This window comes from Ruegeria sp. L11, assembly GCF_056531755.1.
The window spans coordinates 34100-56837 of the sequence record NZ_JBQFMI010000012.1 but is presented as its reverse complement, the minus strand read 5'-3'; the positions used below and the strand labels follow the sequence as shown (position 1 = coordinate 56837).

The window sequence follows — 22738 nt, the reverse complement described above, 5'->3', positions numbered from 1 at the left end:
AGCCAGCCGTTATCAGCGCGACCTGTCATCCATTTCGGTGATCGCGGAAACCACATGTGAGGGTAAGATGACCAATGCACCAGAGTTCAACAACCGTCCGGCGGCTGAACCTTCGGAAACGGACCGCAAGCAACATATTCGCCAGTGGATCGAAGGAAAACTTGGCCGCTGGGCAGGACGCGGAGCGGCCGGTGGGCTGATTTCAACTTTGATGGCCTTGCCCGCGTTGTCACAAGCCACAATTGAAGAATTATATGCTTTTCAATTCGCGGAAACCATTCCAGGCGTTCGCTCTGTCAAGCTGTTGAAGAATGGCGATGTTCTTCTAAAAATGGCCGATGGCCGCACAATGATTGTGACCGCTGAAAACGTCCAGATCCTGGACAGCGGTGCCATCATGATCGCTGAGAATGCGGTTCAGGAGATTGCCCAATTCAGCGCCGTGGAAGCAGGTGTTTCCGCGGGCGCGTCCGCAGGCGGCATCAGTGGCGCCGCCGCGGCGTTGGGCGGATTGGGTCTGGCAGGGGCGGCTGCGGCCGCAGGAGGTGGCGGCGGTGGCGGTGAAGACAGCCCCGTCGTATCCGAACCCACCCCGACTTACACAAGCCTCAACCTCGCCGAGTTGCAATCCACTGCGCTGAACAACATTAGCACCAACGCCATCGCTCCCGAAGGGACTGCGACCATCGAAGTCACAATAGGGTCACTGGTGAAAACCGTGACACCCAACCCCGATGGCAGCTGGAGCATCTCTCTGACAGCAGCCGAAGCCAGCGGGCTTCCACAGGGTGTGTCGACGGTGACCATCAGGAACCTGGATGGGTCGGGGGCTGAGCTGTCGACACAATCCGTTCAGTTTGACATCGATACGGTCCCGCCAAGCCTGTCGATCACCGGGTTTTCTGACGGGCCGGTACTCAACCTGGCAGAGCAGGCCACCGATCTGACGGTCACCGGTGTAACTGATGCTGAAGACGGGCAAATCGTAACGGTTTCACTGAACGGGCAAGGCTATTCCGGTACGGTTTCCGGAGGACAGTGGAGCGTAACCGTCCCGGCGGCTGACCTTAGCGCCTTGCCTGACGGCGCAATCGTAAATGTCACCGCAGACGTGACTGACGCGGCTGGAAACCCGGCCGCACAGGCCAGCGGAAGCTTTGATACAGATTTCACCGCGCCAAGTGTTTCTCTGGATCCTGTTGCGGGTGGATCAATTGACCTGATTGATGTGGTTGGTGACTTAACCTTAACGGGTTCCACCACGGCCGAGGACGGGCAAACCATCATCGTCACGTTCGACGGGCAGGTGTACACCGGTACTGCGACAGGCGGAAACTGGACTGTCACGATCCCCAATTCTGACCTCAGCGGTCTGTCGACCGGAACACCTGCTGCAATTGTTGTGGCGGTCGAGGATATCGCAGGCAACCCGGCCGTGCCGATTCTAGTTACTGTACCAGTAGACCTGACTGGCCCCTCAATTTCGATATCTCCGCTTTCCGTCGGCGCAGTTCTCAACGCCGCTGAAGCCGCGGCAAGCATGGCTATAAGCGGCACAACCGCCAATGTCGAAGATGGCCAGCAAGTCACCGTCACACTGGATAGTCAAACATATACCTCGACAGTGACGGGCGGAACATGGACTGTAACTGTCCCAGCCGGTGATCTGGCATCTTTGTCCGACGGAGGCAGCTTTCAGATCACCGCAGATGTCAGCGACGCAAACGGGCTGACAGCCCCTCAGGCTGATGTGACACTTTCGAAAGACGTCACAGGACCGACCCTCAGCATCGACACGTTCTCGACCGGCGCATTCATGAATGCTGCCGAACAAGCGGTGGACCTGACAATATCGGGCGCAACGTCGGCCGAAGATGGCCAAGTCGTGACCGTCACTTTGAACGGTCAATTTTACACTGCTACAGCCACCGGAGGGTCTTGGAGCACAGTTGTCCCCGCTGCCGACCTTGCGGCCCTCTCTGATGCTGCCGCCGTGGCGGTAACGGCGGATGTCTCCGACGCCGCAGGAAATCCGGCGTCACAGGCCAGCAACAGTTTCACGACCGATTTCACACCCCCTACCCTGGGAATAACCAGTATTTCTGACGGCACTGTCATGAACGCTGCTGAGCAAGGCACCGACCTGATTGTCTCGGGAACCTCTGACGCTCAGGATGGAACGGTCATTACTGTGGAGATCGCGCGCGCAGACGGAACTGTAGATGTAAGCGGTACAGCGACGGTAACCGGTGGTGTCTGGACCTACACCGCAACAGTTGCCGAACTTTCAGGCCTCCAGGACGCAAGTACCTATGATGTCACGGCTTCTGTTTCAGACACTGCTGGGAATGGCAACCAAATCTCGACGAGTTTCACAACCGATTTTACAGCGCCAGCAATCACGATCGACAGTTTGCCGGTTGGCTCCGTATTGGATGTAATGGAACAAGCTACAGACCTGACAATTTCAGGCACGACGACCTCGGAAGATGGTCAAATAGTCTCTGTCACGTTTGGCGGGCAAACCTATACAGGTGTTGCATCGGGTGGAACTTGGGCGATAACTGTGCCAGCCAGCGACCTGGATGCGCTTTCCGATGGAACAAACTACACCATCACCGCAACAGTAGACGATATCGCTGGCAACAGCGCAGTAGCGGCAAGCAGTTCGGTAACAACGGACTTTCGGCCAGTTCTGATGCTGGACGATGTCGGCGTGAACAACGCAGTGGCCCTTGCCGATGCCAAGGCGTCAGGCATTACTGTCAGCGGTTCCTCTGCCGGGCTTTCAAACGGCCAGATTGTAGATGTTTTGCTGAATGGCAGTTCCGTCGGCAGCGCGACAGTAACCGCGGACGGATCCTGGACACTGGCTGTTGCGTCGTCAGATTTCGCCGCCATAGAAGCTGGGGATGCCCTGACTATATCAGCCCAGGCAACCGTTGCAGGGGGACCAGATCCCTTACCTGTATCGGATCAGGCGGTTGCTCATGAACCAGCTGCCTACGTGGTCTCAGAAGTCGGGCGCAGTGGATCAACCGTTACATTTGCCATTTATGCTGATGCTAATCGTGACATCTCTGGTGGCTTGGCTTTTACAGCGGAGCTTGAGTTCGACTCATCTGTCGCCACATTCGACACCGGGTCTGACTCGGAAAACAGCGCGTTCGATTTGTTCCTTGCAAACCCAGGTACAGGAGACATCATCAACTTCGCTGGGGCGGCGACTGTTTTTTCTGATTTGTCCCAACCTCTTGTCACCTTCACAATGACAATACAGGATGCTGCCCAACCCATTGAGTTGACGATAAAATCACCTGAAGGTGGCCCTGTTGCAGTTCAGTTTGGCACCAATGGCAATGACATCCTCACCGCGGCAAACACGGATACAATCATTCGTGGCGGTGGCGGAGATGACAGCATTGACATCACCGAAGCCGGACGGGACGTCGTTGTCTTTGAAGCCGACCCGAACAACAATGGCGTAGACAGCATAACCGGTTTCACAATTGGGCCCGCAGCAGATGTAACCGACGCTCTGATGTTCAGCGGACTGAATGTCGCTACGCTCCGAGGTGATGGCACGGGTTTTGACCTTCTTACTGTCGGTGACACATTAGGCACAGACACTGGATTTGTAGGCCTCGATACCGTTCTTGCAGACCTCAATGCCGTTACACTCGAAACGGCTGTAGAGAGCCTTGCCGGAGCAATTGCAGGTGACGCGCTCTATGTGATGGCAACGGACGGAACGGACAGTGTCCTGATCAAAGTTGATTTCGTGACACCTGGCGATGCCAACGTCGAAACCCTCGCCACTTTCCATGGCCTCGCCGATCTCAGCGGCTTGACAGCCGACAACATCATACACACCGACCCAACCGGTGCGACGGCCTGAGCCAGCTCAGGAACAAATTGGCGTTCATCAGAAACACGAGGCAGTTTTGGCACAGAATGGCTTAACCCCGGTCACACGAGTACGACATGGTCATCGGTTCTGGAAACGTTACACGTCGTTCGAATTCGCGCGCGATATGGTCGACTGCCCGGTGGCTGAGGCAGAGATCCTACAGGCAGCGGCCAATTTTCCGATCGCGTTCCGGAAATCCAAACGGGGATTTTACCCCGTGGCAATCTTATCGATGACACCAGACAAACCGACGCCATACGTGTCAGCAAAAGGGGAATGGCGCGCAAGCTATGTTCCCTCGGCACTACGGTGTGTGCCCTTTCAATCCCGACCACCTGAGCTTCAGGACGAAACCGGAGAGGGGGAATTTGACTTGCTTGTCAACGAAAGCCTGGAGCTGGTTACCGACAACCCCGACGATGAACCATTCTTTGACCGAACCGGAGCGCTGGGGGCTGAACTGCGAAATGTCCAGGCGTTCTTTCGCACTCTTACAGCATCACTGGAGAACACATATCAGTTGTGCCGTACGATAGGCGATATGGGGCTTTTTTCCCCACTCGCCTGCGCACAAATGGACGAATGCCTCGACGGTTACTTTGGTGTCAAGCTGGTTGCCTTGCGGCAAGTTCCTTCAGCGCATCTGTCATTGCTCGCCATGAACGGAGGCCTGCGCCTCATACATGCCCACCAAGTTTCCTTGACCCATTGCGCGTGGCTCTTGCCAGCTCAAATGCGCGTCGAGCAATTGGAGAAAAAGTCGTCGACCGGCGTTAGGTCGGGTGCTTCAGAATTTATGGAGGCGCTGGCAGCCGCCCAACGAAAGGAAAGCTTGCTCGACCATCGGTGGCAGGAGGGTCAGTATGCCGTTTAGTAAGTATTCGCAGTATTTTGTCGCGCTCAGTCTGCTTCTGGTTTCGGTTTCCGCCTGCACGCGTCCACCCGATTTGACGCCTGTGACGATGTCCTTCGCAGCCCAAACAGCCGGTGCTGGGGCAACTAAACCATCAAAAACACTCAGTCACAGCGCCTTCGGGCAGCGGGTAAAAAAGGCGGTTGAGAACAGCCCAAACCTGGCGCAAGTCAAATCCAGAATGGGCATCGCGAAGGCCAAACAAGACGCGGCTGAAGGCGCTTTTCTCCCGGAGATTTCGCTGGGGCTAAACGCGCGATCTGAAAGGATTGCATCAGATATTGCGGATGTATCGCCGTATCTGAGGGTCTCACAATTGGTCTATGACGGCGGGGCGGCTTCAGGGGATCTGACCGCTGCGCGGGCACGTGTCTTGGAAAGCAGAGGCGATCAAATTCAAACGGCCTCATCCACTGCGCTCGCAGCTATCGAGACCTATGTACTTGTCCTCGATCAACGAAAGATTCAAAGCATCGCAGCACAGAATGTTTTGACCCATGAAGAGCTTGTTCGCCAGATAACCGACCGAACAGAAAACGGCGTCGGTTCAAGTGCCGACGTCCTGGCAGCCCGGTCACGCATGTCCGATGCACGCACAAAACTGGCTGATGCGTATGCGCGCACAGACCGTGCCGAAGCGCGGTTCCGCGAAGTATTTGGGGATGAACCTGGCACTCTTTCTGCACCAGTTCCGGCACCTGGGCTGGAAAGAAGTGACATGCAGATCATAATGAACAGTCCTCAGGTTCGGCGGTCCGATGCAAGCCTTCTGGCCGCCAAGGCGGAATGGTCCGCAGCGCAAGCGCGCCGCAGCCCTGATGTCAGGGTCGCCGCATTCGCAAACCAGGATAACAATCGTGACGCGAATTTTGGAGTGGATCTTTCTTTCAATTACGAGTTGGACAGCACCGGCCAACGCCGCGCCGCAATAGCAGCGGCGGAATCGTTGGTCAAAGAGACAGAGTTTGCGCGCGAGCAGCTTATCCGAGAAATTACGCGAGAATTGGGTTTTATCCGTTCGGATCAAAAAGCGGGTGCCGATCGGTTACGCGAAGCCCGGATTGCCGTAGAGGCTAACGCGGAAAGTGTCGCTGCATCCCGTGAACAATTTTCAATCGGCCGCCGTAGCCTCATTGAAATTCTGGATGCTCAGCGCGACTACGTAAATGCTCAGGAACGTTTGATCCTTGCGGAACAGAGCTACTTTCTAACCAATTATGCAGCCCTAAGCCTGACCGGAGACATACTCGACCTGCTTGGGGTTTCATTGGGCGACTGGGGCACTACACAATGAACGCATCCCACCCTGCCACCGATGCCTCGTTACTTACACCGTTTGAAGCCTGTCTGTTGAATATCTCGTCGGCACTTGAACGGCCATTGAGTCTCGCGGCGCTGCACGCGGCGCAAACTGGCGCAGATGGGGATTTGACAGTACGGGACATTCTCGCCCTCGCGCCAAAGGCGGGCATGCAGGCGGGATATGGGGCAATGCGCCTTTCCGACTTGGATGACAATCTGACACCCACCCTGTTGCTGTTGGCAGAGGGTAAAGCCGTTGTCTTTCACGGACGAACGCAAGCTGGCGCCTTTTTGGTCTTCGACCCAGAGCTTGGCGAAGGTATCGGTGAAGTTTCCGAAGACATGCTGGCAGCCTGTCATACCGGTTACGCAATCCTGTTCCGTCGCCATCACGACGGCGAAACATTGGACGGGCCCGGTTCACATGGCGGTCACTGGTTCTGGAACGCCCTGTCCGCCAGCCGGTGGTCATACGTTCAAGTCGCACTCGCTGCGGCGCTGGCAAACCTCCTTGGTTTGTCTACGTCCGTTTTCATCATGGTGGTCTATGACCGGGTATTGCCCAACGAAGCAACAGAGTCTCTGATCGCTTTGACCCTGGGTGTGGCGTTGGCACTGTGTTTTGACTTTGCCCTCAAGTTGCTGCGGGCGGGATTTATCGACAAGGCTGGGCAGAAAGCCGACTTGTTGATGGGCCGGCGCATTTTCGACCAGTTGCTGAACATCCAGATGAAATCGCGAACTGGGTCTACCGGTGCCATGACCAGCACCATTCGCGAGTTTGAAACTCTGCGAGAATTCTGTACATCCGCGACGCTGGTGGCCGTTGTTGACCTGCCTTTCATCGGGTTGTTCATCCTGGTGATCTATCTGGTTGGGGGACAACTGGCTTTGATCCCTGCACTGGCCGTACCGGTGGTGCTCCTGACAGGTTTGGCGGTGCAGCCAGTTTTATCAAGGATGGCGGAACGAAGCTTGTCCGATGGACAGTCCAAGCAATCAGTTCTGGTTGAGGCTGTCTCGGGACTTGAAACCATTAAAACAACGGCAGCAGGCAGAAAAATGCGCGCACGATGGGAACAGGCCATCGAACAGCAGTCAGCGCATGGTGCACGAAGCCGAACCGTCACGCAATTTGCCCTGAACCTGACCGGATTCACCCAACAGGCCGCACAAGTGCTTGTCGTATTTCTTGGTGTTTTTCTGATCACAAACGGGCAAGCCAGCATGGGTGCGCTGGTGGCTTCGGTAATGTTGACCGGTCGGGCGTTGGCCCCTCTGGGTCAACTGGCGCAGACTTTGACCCGCATAAATCAGGCCAGGTGCGCCTATCGCAACCTCAATGCGCTAATGCATGCAGAAAGCGAACGCCCGGAGGGGCGCACATGGCTGACCCGATCTGATTTCAAAGGGGCAATTGCCTTCAATAACGTTCATTTCTCGTATTCTGACCAAAGCGAAGATACCCTGCATGGTGTCTCATTCACAATCAAGCCTGGCGAGAAAGTCGCAATTCTCGGTCAAATCGGGTGCGGGAAAAGCACGATTGCGCGCCTGCTATTGGGGCTTTACACGCCGCGAGTGGGCTCGGTCATGATTGATGGATTAGACATACGTCAGATCGACCCGGGTGACTTGCGACGCAATATCGGATCCGTTCTGCAGGATGTCTGGCTTTTTTCGGGGTCTGTCAGGGACAATATCGCAAGTGGCGCAGTCCGGCCCAGAGATTGCGACATCGTCGAAGCCGGCCGTATTGCCGGTGTCGAAGAATTCGTGAACAGCCATCCTTCGGGCTATGACCTTCAACTCGCTGAACGCGGTGAGGGGCTTTCCGGTGGGCAACGGCAGGCAATCGCCCTGGCACGGGCACTTATCGGGCGACCTCCGGTTTTGCTTTTTGATGAACCAACCAGTGCGATGGACGTCAAAACCGAAGCCCAACTGGTTCAACGCCTGAGTGCGTCAACCTCCGGGTCAACCCTGGTCATTGTAACGCACAGAACCAGTCTGCTGGAGCTTGTGGACAGGGTTATCGTTCTGGAAAACGGAAAAATCGCAGCTGATGGACCCAAGAGCCTGCTGACGCAGCACATGCGTCAGAAAGGGAGGCACCTGAATGTCGCAGCATCCTGATCTGGCGAAGTTGGCGCGCGAAATGCAGGGGCGGTCCCCCGTTCGTGGTTCATTGCTCTTGCTGTTGATCCTGTCGTGTATTGTCTCGGCCGGGTTGTGGGCGCATTTGACCGAATTGGATGACGTAACGCGGGTCGATGGGCGGATCGTGCCTTCGGGAGACATACAGGTGATCGACGCCGCCGAGCCTGGCGTGCTGCGGTCGCTTCATGTGCGCGAAGGCCAGTTGGTCGACAAAGGGGCATTGTTGATGGAATTGGACGCCACACAAATCGACAGCCAACTTAGCCAGGAACAACAGCGCGCTTTCGGGCTGCAAGCCCGTGCACAGCGACTGCAGGCAGAAATTGATGGAACACAATTGAATTTCGGTGCTCAGCTGATCGAAGGTGCGCCCAGTGTCGTGCGTTCGGAAACTGCATTGTATCAGGGTCGGCAAGCAGAGCTGGCAGCAGAAATCGCCATATTGGAACGTCAGCGTGAGCAAAAGCAGCGAGAACACGAAGAAGGTTTAGTGGATCAGGTAACAGCAGAAGAAACTTTAAAGGTGCTTGGGGAGGAGCGTGCAATCATAGCTCCGCTTGTTGAGCGGCAAATGGAACCGGCAACGACATTGCTGGCGTTACGGCGCAGCGAGGCTGAGTGGCGCGGCCGCAAAGTCCGTGCCGAAGCCGTGACCAGCAGGTTGCAAACCGGTTTAAATGAAATAGATGATCGGATTCAAGCTGCTCACAGCCGATTTCGAAGTGCGGCGCTTACTGAATTGGCCATTGCAACTGCGGAACTGGCGACCTTGCAACCCGCCTTGCCTGCCCTACGCGACCGCGCTGCACGAGCGCAGGTTCGCTCTCCGGTTCGCGGTATCGTCAACCGCATCCACCGAACCACCATTGGAGGTTTGGCGCGGAGTGGCGAAGATCTTGTCGAGATTGTTCCCCTGGACGACACACTATTGGTCGAAGCTTACGTAAAGCCCGAAGATATTGCATTCTTGCGTGCTGGACAGCCCGTAAAGGTAAAGATCACGGCTTACGATTTTGCGCGATACGGGGCGCTGGATGGTGAAATCGTACGGATTGGCGCCGATACCGTCACACGATCAGAGCGGAACGACGAAGAGGTGTTCGTTGTGGAAATTCGCACGAGCAACACCATGCTCGATGGAAATGGTGTCGCAGTGGAAATCATACCCGGCATGATCGCAGAGGTTGACATTTTGTCAGGTCGAAAATCCGTATTGGAGTATCTGCTGGAACCTGTCGTGAAGATAAAAGATCAAGCTTTGCGTGAGTGAACGCAAAGACCAAAATATTCGTTCTTGCGACGCTTACTGTGTTTTCTATCTACACTGCCTGACGCAGAGGGGATCGAAAGAAATTCAGGTTCACACTCTGGCCAACATAGCGTCGCTATTTCCAGTCGACATCCCCTAAAAAAATATACCCGGCACCGTAAATCGTTTTGATCAGGCGCGGATTCTTTGGGTCTTCACCAAGTTTCGTACGCAATCTGGAGATTCTGACATCCATAGCACGATCAAAGCTGTCGCCCGCTGCACCGCCCAAGGATTCCTGCATCTGCCCCCTGCTGATCAGCCGCTTGGGGCTTTCCAGAAACAGACGCAAAACCTCGCCTTCTGCATGGCTGAAAGGTGTTTCAGCCCCTGACCCGTCTTCCAGAACATACCGATCAAAATGCGCAATCCAGCCGTTGAATTCCGCCCTGTCCGATTGTGATGTCCGACCGCGCGGCGCGCGCAACCTGGCCCGTACCCGGGCTACGACCTCGGTGGGGTCAAACGGCTTGGTAATATAGTCATCTGCGCCAAGCTCCAGCCCTGTCACACGGTCCTGAACCTGCGCCCGGCCGGAAATAATGATCACTGCTGCACCCTGTTCCAGCGCCAAGCGATGAACAAGCGCCAGCCCGTCGGTATCTGGTAAGGACAGGTCCACAAGGCAGACATCAGGGGTTACTCGATTAAGGGATGCTTCAAACTCTCTGGCACGGGAAAAACTCTGCGTTCTGAAACCGGCATCCTCCAGCGCATCCGTCAGAATGCGCCGAATTTCGGGTTCGTCGTCGAGAATGGTCACCATTGGTTGCGACATCAGGCGGCCTCGGCTTGGATGAGAGCGGACAATTGGGCCTGTGAGAACGGTTTACGCAAAACAGGTGCCAAAGCAAGGGCCCGTTGATGCAGCGGATCTGAATTTGGCAGAGATGTCATAAGGATAAGCGGCAACCCCGGTTTCAACTGTTCAAGGATATCCAAGCCTGTACCGTGTCCTTCCAAACGGATATCGGACAAGACCAGCGAAATATCCTTCACACTTGATATCAAGGCCAGTGCTTCATCAACTGAATTTGCTTCAATGACAGTAAAGCCCAAATCCACCAGCATGTCCCGAAACTGCCCGCGCAGGTCTTCGCTGTCTTCAACCAACAGTACCAATCCGTCCTGCGCCGGAGGAGCGGGCCGAAAAGGCAAACGCATGACAACTGAGGCCCCAGATGGCGTATTTCTTAGATTCAGATCGCCACCAGCAAGCTTGACCGTATCATAAACCATCGGCAGCCCCAGACCCGAACCGTCGCTCCCTTTTGTTGTGAAAAACGGGTTCAGCGCTTTTTCAAGCGCCTCGGGTGAAAACCCCGGCCCAGTGTCGGAAACCGTGACTTCGATCCAGATCTCACCAATGGCATGTGCACTGATTGTGATCTGGCCCGTGCTCCCGCAGGCATCCCTGGCATTCAGAACCAAATTCAAAAGCGCATCCTGAACCATACCCGGATCAAGCATCAATGTCTGTTTTGGCAAGGTGTTTACGACGGACAGGCCCACACCGCGAGGCAGCGAAGGCGTCGCCAGAATCCTCAGGTCTTCCAACAATCCCCCGATGTCAGTGGCCTGCGGTTGCGGCGTTCGGTTTCCAGTCATGTCGGCGATCCGGTTCAACAGCTGCCCGCCCCGGCGCGCCGTTTGTTGAGTTGCGGCCACAAGTTCCTGCGCGCCATCCGGCAAATCCATCTTGTCGAGGCGGGACTGCATCCCAAGGATGATAGTGAGCAGATTGGAGAAGTCATGGGCAAGCCCACTGGTCATCTGGGCAGCCATCGCCCGGCGGCGGGTTTGCTGTAATGCAACGCGTGCCTGTGTCTCTTCGGTGATGTCCACCGACATCACGTACACACCCCCTGCCCCATCTGGCGTAAACGAAACCCGAATACGGCGGGAATCCTGATCTTCAGTGAACTCAAAGACCGACGGCTCTCCGCTATAGGCCTTAAGCAAATGGGCCTGAACCCGTTCAAAGGCGGCCGTGCCTAACGCTTCAGAAATATGAAGTCCCAGAATATCGGACGGACGCCCGGGCATGACGGCGCTCAGGCGGCGGTTCGAGTAATCGTAACGGCCGTCGCTGTCCAAATGCGCGATATGAGCCGGCATCATCTCGGTCACCATACGAGTACGCGCTTCGATTTCGGTCAGTTCCCGCTTGGCCTCTTCAAGCGCCGCGATCGTGGCCGCAAGTTTGCGGTTGGTTGCGGACAGTTCTTCCGCGTGGCTAAGCAACTGTTCCGACAGTTCCTCTGACCGCGCCCGCAACAGGTTTTCCGCCCGCCGCGTGCCGGTAATATCCGTGTAGACCGCGACCCACCCACCTTGGGGCAGCGGCGCGCCTTCAATTGAAACAACCTGCCCATTGGGGCGCACGCGCTCCATGTAGTGGGGTTCAAACGCCAAGGCTTGCTGGACACGCAGATTGACCATTTCCTCGACACTTTCATCGTCGCCATACTCACCGCGGCTGGCAAGAAAGTGGATCGTGTCGCTAAACAGAGCGCCCCTTTGAACCAGCTCATCCGGCAAACCGAACATTTCCTGGAAGCGGCGATTGCTGAGCACCAGTTGCAACTTGTTGTCATAAATGGAAAGCGCCTGACCGATCAGGTTCAGCCCGGCGGTCGTCATCGCCTTGATACGCTTTTCCGTTATGTCCAACTTCGTTTTCTCCACGGCTCATGCCTAGCATCAGAAATCATGCACGGGTAGTGGAATTGAGGGGAGGCGTTTCGGACTCTGCCTTCGTTCAAGTGCTTTTGCCAATCCGCGAATGCGCAAAGAGAAATACGTCGACACACCTGCCCGTGACCGAGTGCCCGGTATAGTTAGAATAGATGAACGTTGACAAAAAACCGCGTTCTAAGATGTGTATCTGGGGCGGGATTTTGCACCCTCAGATGTGATCGAATGCAAGGACAATGTGTGGTCCATATTTTTCATCCGGTGGCGCAACATTTGTCGGCTTAACCGTGCGAGGTCCGTTGCAAAATCTGGATTCTCCGCGACGTTCTCGAATTCGCCCTTACCTTGGTGGTCGAACAGGATCGGGGGCAGATCGGCAGCGAACTCGACCAGTGTGAACCGTTCATCCCGCAATATTCCCAAACACGAGTCGCTGTTACCGGTCCCCAAGTCTTGCTGCCACAGCGTCGGGTTTTCAGGTTCTGAAAAATCAAGTTCGCTGAAAGAATAATCGCGCCAATCGTCTGGGATATTACCCCGCAACAATGGCAGCAAGGACCGACCATCCATAGCGTTCGGAACAGCCTGCCCTATCCAATCCAATATGGTCGGAGTGACATCCACGGACTCGGTTGGTACTGTGATCTTGCTTCCAGCCACAGCTTCGTTCCCGGGCAAACGGATCATCAGCGGTGTGTGATACGCTGCGTCGTAGACCGTCATTTTGCCCCAGCTGTGTCGATCCCCCAGCATTTCACCATGATCGGCGGTGATAACCAGCAATGTATCGTCGTATTGCCCGCTGTCCTTCAGGTACTGGACAACACGACCGATGTGGTGATCAACCTCGGTCGCCAGACCCAGATATATAGCACGCAAGGTGCGAATGTTTTCGTCCGTAGGTTCAACGTCATCGAAACCGTGAACGAATTTTTTCGCGCTAAAGGTATCCAGCTTTGGTCCAAAGAACGGGTGCACTGCTTTTTCTGCTGCTGCGCTTGGCAAGCAGTGCGGCAGAGGGATATCCGCCGGGTCATACATGTCATTGTACGGGGCCGGTGCGACCAAGGGCGGATGCGGGCGGATATAGGTCAAATGGGCGAACCAACCCTTTCCACGATGCGGCGCGATCCCATCAAGAAAGGCATCTGTCAGAAAAGCTGTATCGCTGTCTTCCGCCCGATACAGCGCGGGATCATTCAGCCGCGGGTGTCCACCGTCGGGCGAAACGGGCTTGTAGACATCCCAGTACTTTTCGAACTGGTACCCCTTTTTCATCAGATGCGCTTGCCAAGGATATGATTCTTCAAGGCGCATTTCGACAATTTCAACAAACCCGGTCATCGACTGTTCGTAAGACTTGAGGTCAGGGTCATTGGGATCATGGACGCGCGGGTCGGCGGAGGTATCTGTGTACCCAAACAACATTGGCAAGTAACCAGCTTTGCGCATCTCCGTGGCGATGTTTGGGGTATCGTGCCGTAACGGCGTTCCGTTTCTTACCGACCGATGATTCATCGCATATTGACCGGTCAGAATCGATGCGCGCGAGGGACCACAGGGATTGGTGACCGAAAAATGGCGGGTAAAGGTCACGGCCTCATCCATAAAAGCCCGCAAATTCGGAAGGTTCACATGGTCTGCCAAGGCCCCGGACAGGCAATCCGCTCTAAGTTGGTCGATGATGACAAACAAGACGTTCTTGGTCTGATGCATACCGACTTCTCCGATTCCGCGCCGTAACAAACAACGCGGAATGTGTATTGCTTCCCGCCATAGCGCAACCGATTTGTCGGTCAGGCAAAGGCGTGCTATCCCGACAAAGTTGTTGTGCGACAACCTCTGGCATGCACCTGTTCAGCATAGCTCCAATGCGACGGTCGGCGTGACGTCAAGGCCATCCAGCGCGGCAAAAAGAAGTCCAATGGCACAAAGCCATTGCGGTCACTGAATGTTTCACTTCACATGACCTCATGACGCAGCCTTCGATAATCTCAGAACACGATTCCAGCGGTACTCGTGTACGCATATCCGGAGAGCTGCTCACGCAATCGCTGCAAACCGTTGAACAAGGTTTTGCCTCTGTCCGCCCAACCGGAGACAGGCTTGTTCTCGATCTGTCCGAGGTCGAAGCCCTGGATACCGGCGGTGCCTGGCTGATCGCGGACCTTGGCAAACGCTTTACGTCGCAAGGTGCAACACTTGAATTTCAAGGGGTGAAACCGGCACATGCCACTCTGATAGATACTGTAACCCGTAGCATACCCGACGAACCCGGTGAGCTTGATAAACCGCGAAGTCTGTTAGATTTGATCGCACAAATGGGTCACATCACTGTAGGTGCCTGGCGGGATACGCTTTCCATCCTCGAATTTCTGGGTCTGACACTGCATCGGCTGTTTCGTACCATTGTCATGCCATGGCGGCTTCGCAAGGCAGCGCTGGTCACACACATGGAAGAGACCGGGTTCAAGGCACTGCCAATCGTGGCCCTTATGGGGTTTCTGATCGGTGTCGTACTAGCATTTCAGGGGGCGACCCAACTGAAGCAATTTGGAGCCGAGATATTCGTGGTCGAGCTGATCTCGATCTCGGTTCTGCGTGAATTGGGCATATTGCTGACGGCTATAATCGTTGCCGGGCGCTCGGGTTCTGCATTCACCGCATCTATCGGCTCGATGAAAGTGCAGGAAGAAATCGACGCAATGCGAACGCTGGGTCTGGACCCGATCGAAGTTCTGGTCATTCCGCGCGTTTTGGCATTGTTGATCATGCTACCCATATTGGGTTTTGTCGCCGATATGGCAGGCCTGTTTGGCGGCGCCTTGATGAGCTGGATCGACCTGGGTGTAAGCCCCGGAATGTTTCTTACCCGTTTGAAGGAAAACACCGACGTCTGGCAATTGGCAGTCGGTCTTATCAAAGCTCCGTTCTTTGCGCTCGTCATCGGCGTTATCGCCTGCTGGCAGGCAATGCAGGTCAAAGGGTCCGCCCAAAGTGTCGGTCAACGTACGACTGCATCAGTTGTTCAATCCATTTTCATGGTGATCGCAATCGACGCTTTGTTTTCGATCTTTTTCTCAGAGATCGGGATATGACATGACCGGGGATACACCACAGCCATCAGCTGCCGCGACTAAAGGTCGTGAGGCTGTCATTCGTGTACGCGGGCTCCGAACTCAGTTCGGTACGCAAGTGGTACATGAAGACCTGAATCTTGACGTCTGGCGAGGCGAAGTTTTGGGAATCGTCGGCGGGTCGGGCACCGGTAAATCCGTATTGCTCAGAACTATCGTAGGGCTGAACAAACCCGCAGCCGGAGAAATCGAAGTTCTGGGCGTCGATGTTCTGAATGGTCCAGAGGATGATCGCCGCAGAATCGAACGCCACTGGGGCGTTGCCTTTCAGGACGGGGCACTGTTTTCGTCACTGACCGTGCTGCAAAACGTTATGGCACCGTTGCGGGAACATACAGGTCTCAGCGAGAAGCTGATGGAGTCTCTGGGTGCATTGAAGATCAGCCTTGTGGGTCTGCCGCAGCTGAGTTGCGGCAAGTTTCCGTCAGAACTGTCGGGTGGCATGCGCAAACGCGCCGCGCTAGCACGAGCGCTTGCCCTTGACCCCGAGATCGTTTTTCTGGACGAACCAACCGCAGGATTGGACCCGATTGGCGCAGCCGCGTATGATGAACTGATCGGCGAGTTGCAGCAGGCACTTGGGTTGACTGTTTTCATGGTCACCCATGATCTGGACAGTCTATACGCGATCTGCGACCGCGTTGCGGTGCTTGCAGAAAAGCGCGTGTTGGTTGAAGGTCCGATTGAGGACATGACCAAGGTCGATCATCCTTGGGTACAGGAATACTTCACAGGCCCCCGCGCCCGCGCGGCGCAGCAGAAGGGGCAAAACAGGTAAAAGCAATGGAAACCCGGGCGAACTATATTCTGATCGGCGCGTTTACCCTTGCGGGGTTGCTGGGCGCATTCGGCTTTTTCCTGTGGCTCGCCAAATTTGAGATCACGCGCCAATACGCTTATTACGATGTACTATTTGACAATGTCGCAGGTCTGTCGGCAGCCGGCGGCGTGAACTTCAACGGCCTGCCGGTCGGGCAGGTCGTTTCCTTGCAACTGGATGAAAATGATCCGTCAAAGGTTCGAGTGCGGATCGAAGTGGACGCAGACATTCCGATAACCGATGAGACAATCGCACAGCTTCAGTCCCTTGGCGTAACCGGTGTCGGCTATGTTGAACTGACCGGTGGATCGGCTAACGCTGAACGATTGCCACAAAAGAGCATTATCAAGAGCAAACGCAGCGCAATTCAATCCCTGTTCGAAGGCGCGCCAAAAGCTCTGGATGAAGCCGTGACGCTTTTGGAAAACCTGAACAAAGTCGTCGATGATAAAAACCGGGAAGCTGTGAGCGGTATTCTGGACAATCTTGCTTCGGCTACAGGTAAACTGGACAAGACACTGACAAGTTTTGAATCCGTCGCAAATGACATCGGCAGCGCTGCGCAGGATATTGGCGCGTTTTCAAAGCGGCTGGACCCTCTGATCGAAACCGCTCAAACAACGCTCAAGACCGGCTCTGAAACACTGGAAGCTGTCAAAACGGCATCCGAGTCCGCCAAGACAGCGCTGGATGAAGCTAATACAACCATTCAGACGGCGGACCGTATTTTGCAGCAAGACGTGAAGCCTTTCATCGAGCGAGGCTCGCAACTGGCTGAACGATTGACCGTTTTGTCTGATGAAGGCAGCGTTACCCTTGGAATTGTGAACGAAACAGTGATGAACGCCAATACGACGCTTGGTTCGATTACTACGACGATGGAGTCCGCCAAGGGGGCGCTGGCTTCGGCCGAATCCGCTTTTGACTCTGCAAATCGTGTCATGGAGGAAGACGTGGCACCTGTTGCGGAAGATGTCCGGAAGGCGGCCAATCAGGTGACTGAAACCGTCGCGGGCATAACGGAAAAGATCGACCAGATCTCGGACGACGTCCTGAGCGCATCAAATTCCGCGTCCGAATTGCTGGGAACCATCGACGACATTGTTCAGAGCAACCGCCGACAAGTGTCAGACTTCCTGCGGGTCGGGTTGCCTCAGTTTGTTCGTTTCATCGAAGAATCCCAGCGTCTTGTTATCAGTCTGGATCGCCTCGTAGACAAAGTTGAACGCGATCCGGCACGTTTCCTTCTGGGCACCCAAGCATCGGAGTTCCGTCAATGATCAAGCCTGCACTTGCAATGTTGATGGTCGCGTTGTTTGGCGGCTGCGCTGGTCTGGGCACGTTGCAACAAGCGGCGAAACCGAATGATTTGTATCTGCTGACCCCAAAAAGCACGTTTTCCTCGGCGCTGCCCAGGATTGAAAAGCAGATCGTCGTTCAGGAACCCACGGCAACTGCCGCTGTAAACACGGACCAGATTGCCATTCAGCCCACCTCGTTGCAGGTTCAATATTTGCCCCGCGCCCGCTGGGTGGATCGCGCGCCCTTGATCGTTCAAACCTTGTTGGTTGAAAGCTTTGAGAACTCGGGCAAAGTCGCAGCTGTTGGACGCTCAACCGTTGGCCTGCGGGCCGATTATGTAATAGCCCCGGACCTTCGAGAGTTTCAGGGGGTCGTGATCGAAAATACCGAGAACGGAGCCAATATTCGCGTCGAAGTTCGCATTAACATCAAGGTGATCGACGAATACGAAGATAAAATCGTTGCATCCAGCTCGTTCCAGGAAAACGTCGTGGCGGCAAGCGATCAGACGCCGGATCTGATCAACGCGTTTGACCTGGCCTTGGGGCGCGCGATGAGAGATTCTGTTGAATGGAGCATTCGCAAGATCAATACCCACGTGGCAAACAACCCGCGATCCATTCCCAGATAACGAAAGTTGCATAAGACGGCGGAAAAAGCGGGCAATTACGGCCGCGCTTTCACATGACCAATCATCGCGCTACCCAATGTGGTTTTCAGAATTGTGCGGCCGAAGCTCGGTTCCAATCATCTGCAAATTCTTCGGGAATGTCGTCCTTTAACAAGGCACCGTCCTCCAGATAAATATAAAGCTCGGCATAGGTACGCTCATGCTCGTCCGCAGTTCGGCGCAGGATATCACGGGGATGTAACTCGGACGCTTTTTCCTTGCCCATCGCGCCCAAAAGCTCGCGGAAACTTTCCAGTGTGGCATCGTGATAGCGATGAACACGGCGGCGTTTCTGCGGCACGTTCACAGCGCGCCCGCGGATGGGATCTTGTGTAGCCACCCCTGACGGACAACGGTTTGTGTTGCAATGCAATGCCTGGATGCAACCCACCGCAAACATCATCGCGCGCGCCGAGTTGCACATGTCGGCACCAAGCGCCAACTTCTCGACCATGTCATAACCGGTCGCCACTTTTCCGGAACAGATGATCCGAATCTTGTCACGCACTCCGACACCACGCAAACAGTTGCTGACAAAGATCAAGGCTTCGTTCAGGGGCATACCCAACCGGTTGGTAAATTCCACCGGGGCTGCGCCCGTGCCCCCTTCGGCCCCGTCAATTGTGATGAAATCCGGCAAGATACCCGTTTCAAGCATTGCTTTACAGATCGCCATGAATTCGGACGGCCTGCCGATGCACAGCTTGAACCCGACAGGTTTGCCGCCTGACATTTCTCGCAGGTGCTGGACAAAATGCATCAAACCTGTGGGCCCATCGAAGGCACTGTGGGTGGGCGGAGAAATCACATCCTGATGTTCGGGCACTCCCCGTATCTCGGCAATCTCGGCATCGACTTTGGCAGCAGGCAGAACACCGCCATGGGCGGGCTTTGCACCTTGAGACAGCTTGATCTCAATAGCCTTGACCACGTCCCTTCCTGCCTTTTCGGCAAACTTGTCCTTGTCAAATCCACCAGCAGGGGTCCGGCACCCGAAGTAACCCGTCCCGATTTGCCAGATGATGTCCCCGCCTTCGGCCAGATGATGCGGTGACAGCCCACCCTCTCCGGTGTTATGCGCGAACCCCCCATCCTTGGCTCCTCCGTTCAGCGCGCGGATGGCATTGGCGCTGAGCGCGCCAAAGCTCATGGCAGACACATTAAGGCGTGAGGCGCTGTAGGGTTGCGTACATTGCGGACCCCCCAGCACTATGCGTTCTTCACTTTTGTCTACATGTTTGGGGGCTAGTGAGTGGTTGGCGCGATGATACCCGGTTTCGGTAATGTCGTATTGCGTGCCGAACGCCTGTGTGTCCACCTGCCCCTTGGCCCGAGAATAAACCAGCCCTCGGACAATCCTGTTGAAAGGCCGTCCGCTTTCGTTGGTTTCCACAAAATATTGGCGAATTTCCGGGCTTACAAATTCCAGCATGTACCGGAAATGCCCAAGAACCGGGTAATTGTTCAGGACGTTATGCCTGGTCGTCAGAACATCATAAAGACCGATGATCGCGTACGGCACCAAAATGATCAGAAGCCAAAGCGCATGAGACCAGAAGAACCCAAGGATCAGAACCACCGGCAGACAGACACAGCTCAGAAAAAAGAAAATTCTGCGTACAATCATGTTCCATACTCCTTGTGTTATTATCGGGCTGATGAGCCATGCTGTCAGAACTCAACGTGAAACAGATTGAAATTTTATTTCAAGTGCCCGCGGAAAAATGTCTGCTGAGGGACGCAAACGTGAAATCATGTTACGAACCGCCCAACTGTTGAACCCGGTGCAACCGGCGGATAAATCACGCTTAACGGACGACAAAGGGCCGATCCTTGGCAAACACACAATCCCACCTCTGGCATGACCGAAAAAGCGTGATGTTTCTATCCGTCTTCGCAGGCGGTGCACTTGGGTCGTTGTTGCGTGAGGCGTTTACACTAGAGATCCCAGGTCTAAGCTTTCTCACCTCGACTTTTGGCATCAACGTAGTCGCCTGTTTTGTTCTGGGCTCGCTATATTCCGTGCGCCATAAGGTGCACGCGCATGTTCTGCATCTTGGCGCCGTCGGGTTTTGCGGTGGATTGTCGACCTTTTCGTCTTTTGTTGCAGATCTTGAACGAATAGCCGACGGCGGCCTATGGGTAACGTCCCTGGCAATCGGGCTTGAAGTTTCATTTGGCCTTGCTGCCGCGCTGTTTGGTGAAAGACTTGGACGGCATTTTCATTCCGAAAAGACGCCGTCATGAGCGAAGTGTATCTTCATTCCATGTTCGCGTTGGGCGGAGGTCTGGGGGCTGTGATGCGCCATTGGCTGGCGCTGAAGATTCGGCACGACTTGCCACTAGCAACCTTGCTCGTAAATGTGTTGGGTAGCTTGCTGCTGGGGATCTGGGTTGGGTTTTTAGGAGGTCCAGTAGACATTCCAGAGGACCAAAAACGCCTTGTTTTCGGGTTTTGCGGTGGTTTTACAACATTCTCCAGCTTTGCCTACCAATCGCTCGAACTTCACCGCGAGCGCACATTGCTTTTGGCAGCAGGCAATATTCTGATCAGCCTTGCTCTGTGCTGGTTTTCTTTCTGGCTTGGCCTGTTGCTAACGAGCTAAAGTGCATCAAGCTGGACAACAAGTTTGAACGCTGACCTGCTTTTCTTTCCGGCCAATGTTGGGTCCCAAGCCACGCCAATAGTTCGACAAATAAAGAGTTTGAAAAGACTTATCGCAGTAAGCTGAACTGCATCGAGTGTTCTGGTGTGTGAGCAATGGCCTGTGTCCCTGATCCGGATATGGGCCATTTCTTTCTTGGATCAGACCCCATACCGGGCAAGAAACATGTCCACGGCTTGTGTCGCTACTTCAGCGATTTCTTCTTTGCTGAATGAATTCTGAATTCCAAATGCAGCCCGGGTCCAGATCCGTACTTTGCAAAGCTCGGAAAACTGCTCAGCCGCTATTTGGACATTTTCAACTGCTAACTCACCTTTAGCCACGGCTTTTTCAAGGTATTCTGCCATTTGACGCTGGCCGTTTTGCGGCCCCGCTTCGTAAAATGCGCGGCCAAGTTCCGGAAACCGGTCTCGTTCGGCAACACAAATGCGGAAAACCTGCTGCGCGAAATCTGAAACCAGAAACGCCGTCAACTGTGTGGCCGCGATCATCAAAACTTCTCGTGCGGGTTTGGTCTCGTCGATCATCGCGACGACCCGTTCGGCCATAAGACAGCATTCCGTTTGTGCAACTTCCATGAACAAAAGGCGCTTGTCCGGAAAATAGCTGTACAAGGTTGCTTTTGACACTCCAGCCGCGCGGGCAATGTCATCCACGCTTGCGCCCTCGAATCCGTCCGCCATGAAAACCTCTCGGGCCCCGCGCAAAACCTGATCAAACTTTCGGCCTGTGCGCAGGATGGTGGCGGTCTGGGTCATGTCATCTCCTCGATCAATACCTGTCACAGTTTATAAACCGTTCGGTTCAGGTACAAGGATTCTCGTATCCCCCTTAACTCTGACCTCGCCCAATTTGGGGTGTTGAGCTCTTGCGACGGTTCTAAACCGTGCTAGGACTTGGCCCATGGCCGATATCTTTTTGCGTACACTGCCCTTTTTTGCAATCATCGGCCTTGGCTTTTGGGCTGGGCGCACACGGTTCTTTACGGCCGAAGCAACCGCATATCTGACCAAGTTCGTCTTCTTCTTCGCGCTGTCGGCAATGTTGTTTCGATTTGCAGCGACCCTGCCCTTTGCAGAGATTTTCAACGCAAGACTGATCTTCGGTTATCTCGTAGGAACCGCTGCTGTTTATGGCATAGCAACTTGCATAGCGTGGATACGCGGCCTTGACGTGCCTACTTCGGCGGTTGAGGCACAATGCGCTGCTATTGGGAACGTTGGCTTTCTTGGCCTGCCAATGCTCGCGCTGCTGTTCACCGAAGCCGCTATTGGCCCGGTCATGCTGGTCCTGACCGTAGATTTGGTTGTATTCTCGTCTCTGATCGTGATCCTGATCAACGGTGGGCGTGACGGAAGGCTGACGCCAGCCACTTTCAAACTGATTGGAATGGGTCTGCTCAAGAACCCGATGATTGTCTCGATCTCTGCCGGGCTCGTCTGGTCATCCCTGCAAATCCCGGTTCCCGATCCGCTGAACAACTTTCTGACCATCCTCGGTGGTGCCGCAACCCCCGGAGCGCTTTTTGCAATCGGTGCGTCCCTTGCTGGCAAATCCGCGGAAAGATTTCAGATCGCAGCCTGGTTGAGTTTCTGCAAACTAGTGCTCCACCCGCTTTTCGTAGCAATCGCCCTGATCTGGCTGATCCCGATCGAAACATTCCCGGCAAGCGTTGCAATTGCAGCAGCAGCTCTGCCAGTAGCAGGAAATGTCTATATGCTGGCCGCGCATTACGGCATTGCCCCACAGCGCGCCTCGGCTGCTATTTTACTGTCGACGCTCGTCAGCATTGTCACCATACCACTTGTTATTGCGGCTCTAGGTACCCCCTGACCTTCACCCTTTCAAAAAT

At 54.9% G+C, this 22738-nt stretch carries 17 protein-coding genes; 12 read left to right on the top strand and 5 right to left on the bottom strand.

What is annotated here, in order from left to right; all coding sequences use genetic code 11:
* Window positions 1-67: 67 nt before the first annotated feature.
* The 5 genes from ACR0CE_RS16200 to ACR0CE_RS16180 are packed head-to-tail and all read left to right on the top strand — an operon-like array spanning window position 68 to window position 9555.
* Window positions 68-3898 carry a beta strand repeat-containing protein gene (locus ACR0CE_RS16200; protein WP_480833183.1) on the top strand — a complete coding sequence of 1277 codons (3831 nt, stop codon included), beginning with the start codon at window positions 68-70 and terminating at the stop codon, window positions 3896-3898.
* A 46-nt stretch (window positions 3899-3944) separates the two neighbouring features.
* A complete protein-coding gene (locus ACR0CE_RS16195) occupies window positions 3945-4784 on the top strand; it encodes a SapC family protein (protein WP_480833182.1) in 840 nt (279 codons plus the stop codon).
* Window positions 4774-6117: a TolC family protein gene (locus ACR0CE_RS16190; RefSeq protein ID WP_480487488.1), complete on the top strand. Its 1344-nt coding sequence runs from the start codon at window positions 4774-4776 to the stop codon at window positions 6115-6117. The genes ACR0CE_RS16195 and ACR0CE_RS16190 overlap by 11 nt, the downstream gene beginning before the upstream one ends.
* The gene (locus ACR0CE_RS16185; protein WP_480833181.1) at window positions 6114-8261 is read left to right on the top strand and encodes a type I secretion system permease/ATPase; all 2148 of its coding nucleotides are present in this window, start codon (window positions 6114-6116) and stop codon (window positions 8259-8261) included. The genes ACR0CE_RS16190 and ACR0CE_RS16185 overlap by 4 nt, the downstream gene beginning before the upstream one ends.
* Window positions 8245-9555 (top strand): HlyD family type I secretion periplasmic adaptor subunit, encoded by a 1311-nt coding sequence (locus ACR0CE_RS16180; protein ID WP_480487484.1) that lies wholly within the window; start codon window positions 8245-8247, stop codon window positions 9553-9555. Before ACR0CE_RS16185 ends, ACR0CE_RS16180 begins: the two co-directional genes overlap by 17 nt.
* 115 nt (window positions 9556-9670) lie before the next feature.
* Here ACR0CE_RS16180 and ACR0CE_RS16175 read toward each other — a convergent pair whose 3' ends face one another.
* The 3 genes from ACR0CE_RS16175 to ACR0CE_RS16165 form a co-directional block, all read right to left on the bottom strand.
* Window positions 9671-10372, bottom strand: a complete 702-nt coding sequence (locus ACR0CE_RS16175) for a response regulator transcription factor (protein ID WP_480483716.1) — start codon at window positions 10370-10372, stop codon at window positions 9671-9673.
* On the bottom strand, window positions 10372-12267 hold the full coding sequence (locus ACR0CE_RS16170; protein ID WP_480539144.1) for a PAS-domain containing protein: 1896 nt from the start codon (window positions 12265-12267) through the stop codon (window positions 10372-10374). The genes ACR0CE_RS16175 and ACR0CE_RS16170 overlap by 1 nt, the downstream gene beginning before the upstream one ends.
* A 201-nt stretch (window positions 12268-12468) precedes the next feature.
* Entirely contained in the window at window positions 12469-14007 is a 1539-nt protein-coding gene (locus ACR0CE_RS16165) for an alkaline phosphatase family protein (RefSeq protein ID WP_480833180.1), read from the bottom strand.
* Between the two features lie 257 nt (window positions 14008-14264).
* Here ACR0CE_RS16165 and ACR0CE_RS16160 point away from each other — a divergent pair, with 257 nt between their 5' ends.
* From ACR0CE_RS16160 to ACR0CE_RS16145, 4 genes are read left to right on the top strand one after another with little or no spacing between them, the layout of a single operon-like run.
* The gene (locus ACR0CE_RS16160; protein WP_480483714.1) at window positions 14265-15389 is read left to right on the top strand and encodes an ABC transporter permease; all 1125 of its coding nucleotides are present in this window, start codon (window positions 14265-14267) and stop codon (window positions 15387-15389) included.
* A gap of 1 nt (window position 15390) precedes the next feature.
* Window positions 15391-16206, top strand: a complete 816-nt coding sequence (locus ACR0CE_RS16155; protein WP_480833179.1) for an ABC transporter ATP-binding protein — start codon at window positions 15391-15393, stop codon at window positions 16204-16206.
* A 5-nt stretch (window positions 16207-16211) separates the two neighbouring features.
* Window positions 16212-17528: an MlaD family protein gene (locus ACR0CE_RS16150; protein ID WP_480539126.1), complete on the top strand. Its 1317-nt coding sequence runs from the start codon at window positions 16212-16214 to the stop codon at window positions 17526-17528.
* Window positions 17525-18181, top strand: coding sequence for an ABC-type transport auxiliary lipoprotein family protein (locus ACR0CE_RS16145; protein WP_480483711.1), 657 nt, complete (start codon window positions 17525-17527; stop codon window positions 18179-18181). Before ACR0CE_RS16150 ends, ACR0CE_RS16145 begins: the two co-directional genes overlap by 4 nt.
* Window positions 18182-18266: 85 nt before the next feature.
* On the opposite strand, the gene ACR0CE_RS16140 is transcribed toward ACR0CE_RS16145, so the two are convergent.
* Complete coding sequence (locus ACR0CE_RS16140) at window positions 18267-19847, bottom strand: FMN-binding glutamate synthase family protein (protein WP_480487475.1); 1581 nt, start codon at window positions 19845-19847, stop codon at window positions 18267-18269.
* A gap of 251 nt (window positions 19848-20098) precedes the next feature.
* Between ACR0CE_RS16140 and ACR0CE_RS16135 the strand changes: the two genes are divergently transcribed.
* Together ACR0CE_RS16135 and crcB are read left to right on the top strand one after the other, a co-directional pair.
* Complete coding sequence (locus tag ACR0CE_RS16135) at window positions 20099-20467, top strand: fluoride efflux transporter FluC (RefSeq protein ID WP_480833178.1); 369 nt, start codon at window positions 20099-20101, stop codon at window positions 20465-20467.
* Window positions 20464-20826, top strand: coding sequence for a fluoride efflux transporter CrcB (gene crcB, locus ACR0CE_RS16130; RefSeq protein ID WP_480483708.1), 363 nt, complete (start codon window positions 20464-20466; stop codon window positions 20824-20826). Before ACR0CE_RS16135 ends, crcB begins: the two co-directional genes overlap by 4 nt.
* A 200-nt stretch (window positions 20827-21026) precedes the next feature.
* Here the strand turns inward: crcB and ACR0CE_RS16125 are convergent, their stop codons facing one another.
* Window positions 21027-21644 carry a TetR/AcrR family transcriptional regulator gene (locus tag ACR0CE_RS16125; RefSeq protein WP_480483707.1) on the bottom strand — a complete coding sequence of 206 codons (618 nt, stop codon included), beginning with the start codon at window positions 21642-21644 and terminating at the stop codon, window positions 21027-21029.
* A 145-nt stretch (window positions 21645-21789) separates the two neighbouring features.
* Between ACR0CE_RS16125 and ACR0CE_RS16120 the strand changes: the two genes are divergently transcribed.
* On the top strand, window positions 21790-22719 hold the full coding sequence (locus tag ACR0CE_RS16120; protein WP_480483706.1) for an AEC family transporter: 930 nt from the start codon (window positions 21790-21792) through the stop codon (window positions 22717-22719).
* Window positions 22720-22738 lie beyond the last annotated feature (19 nt).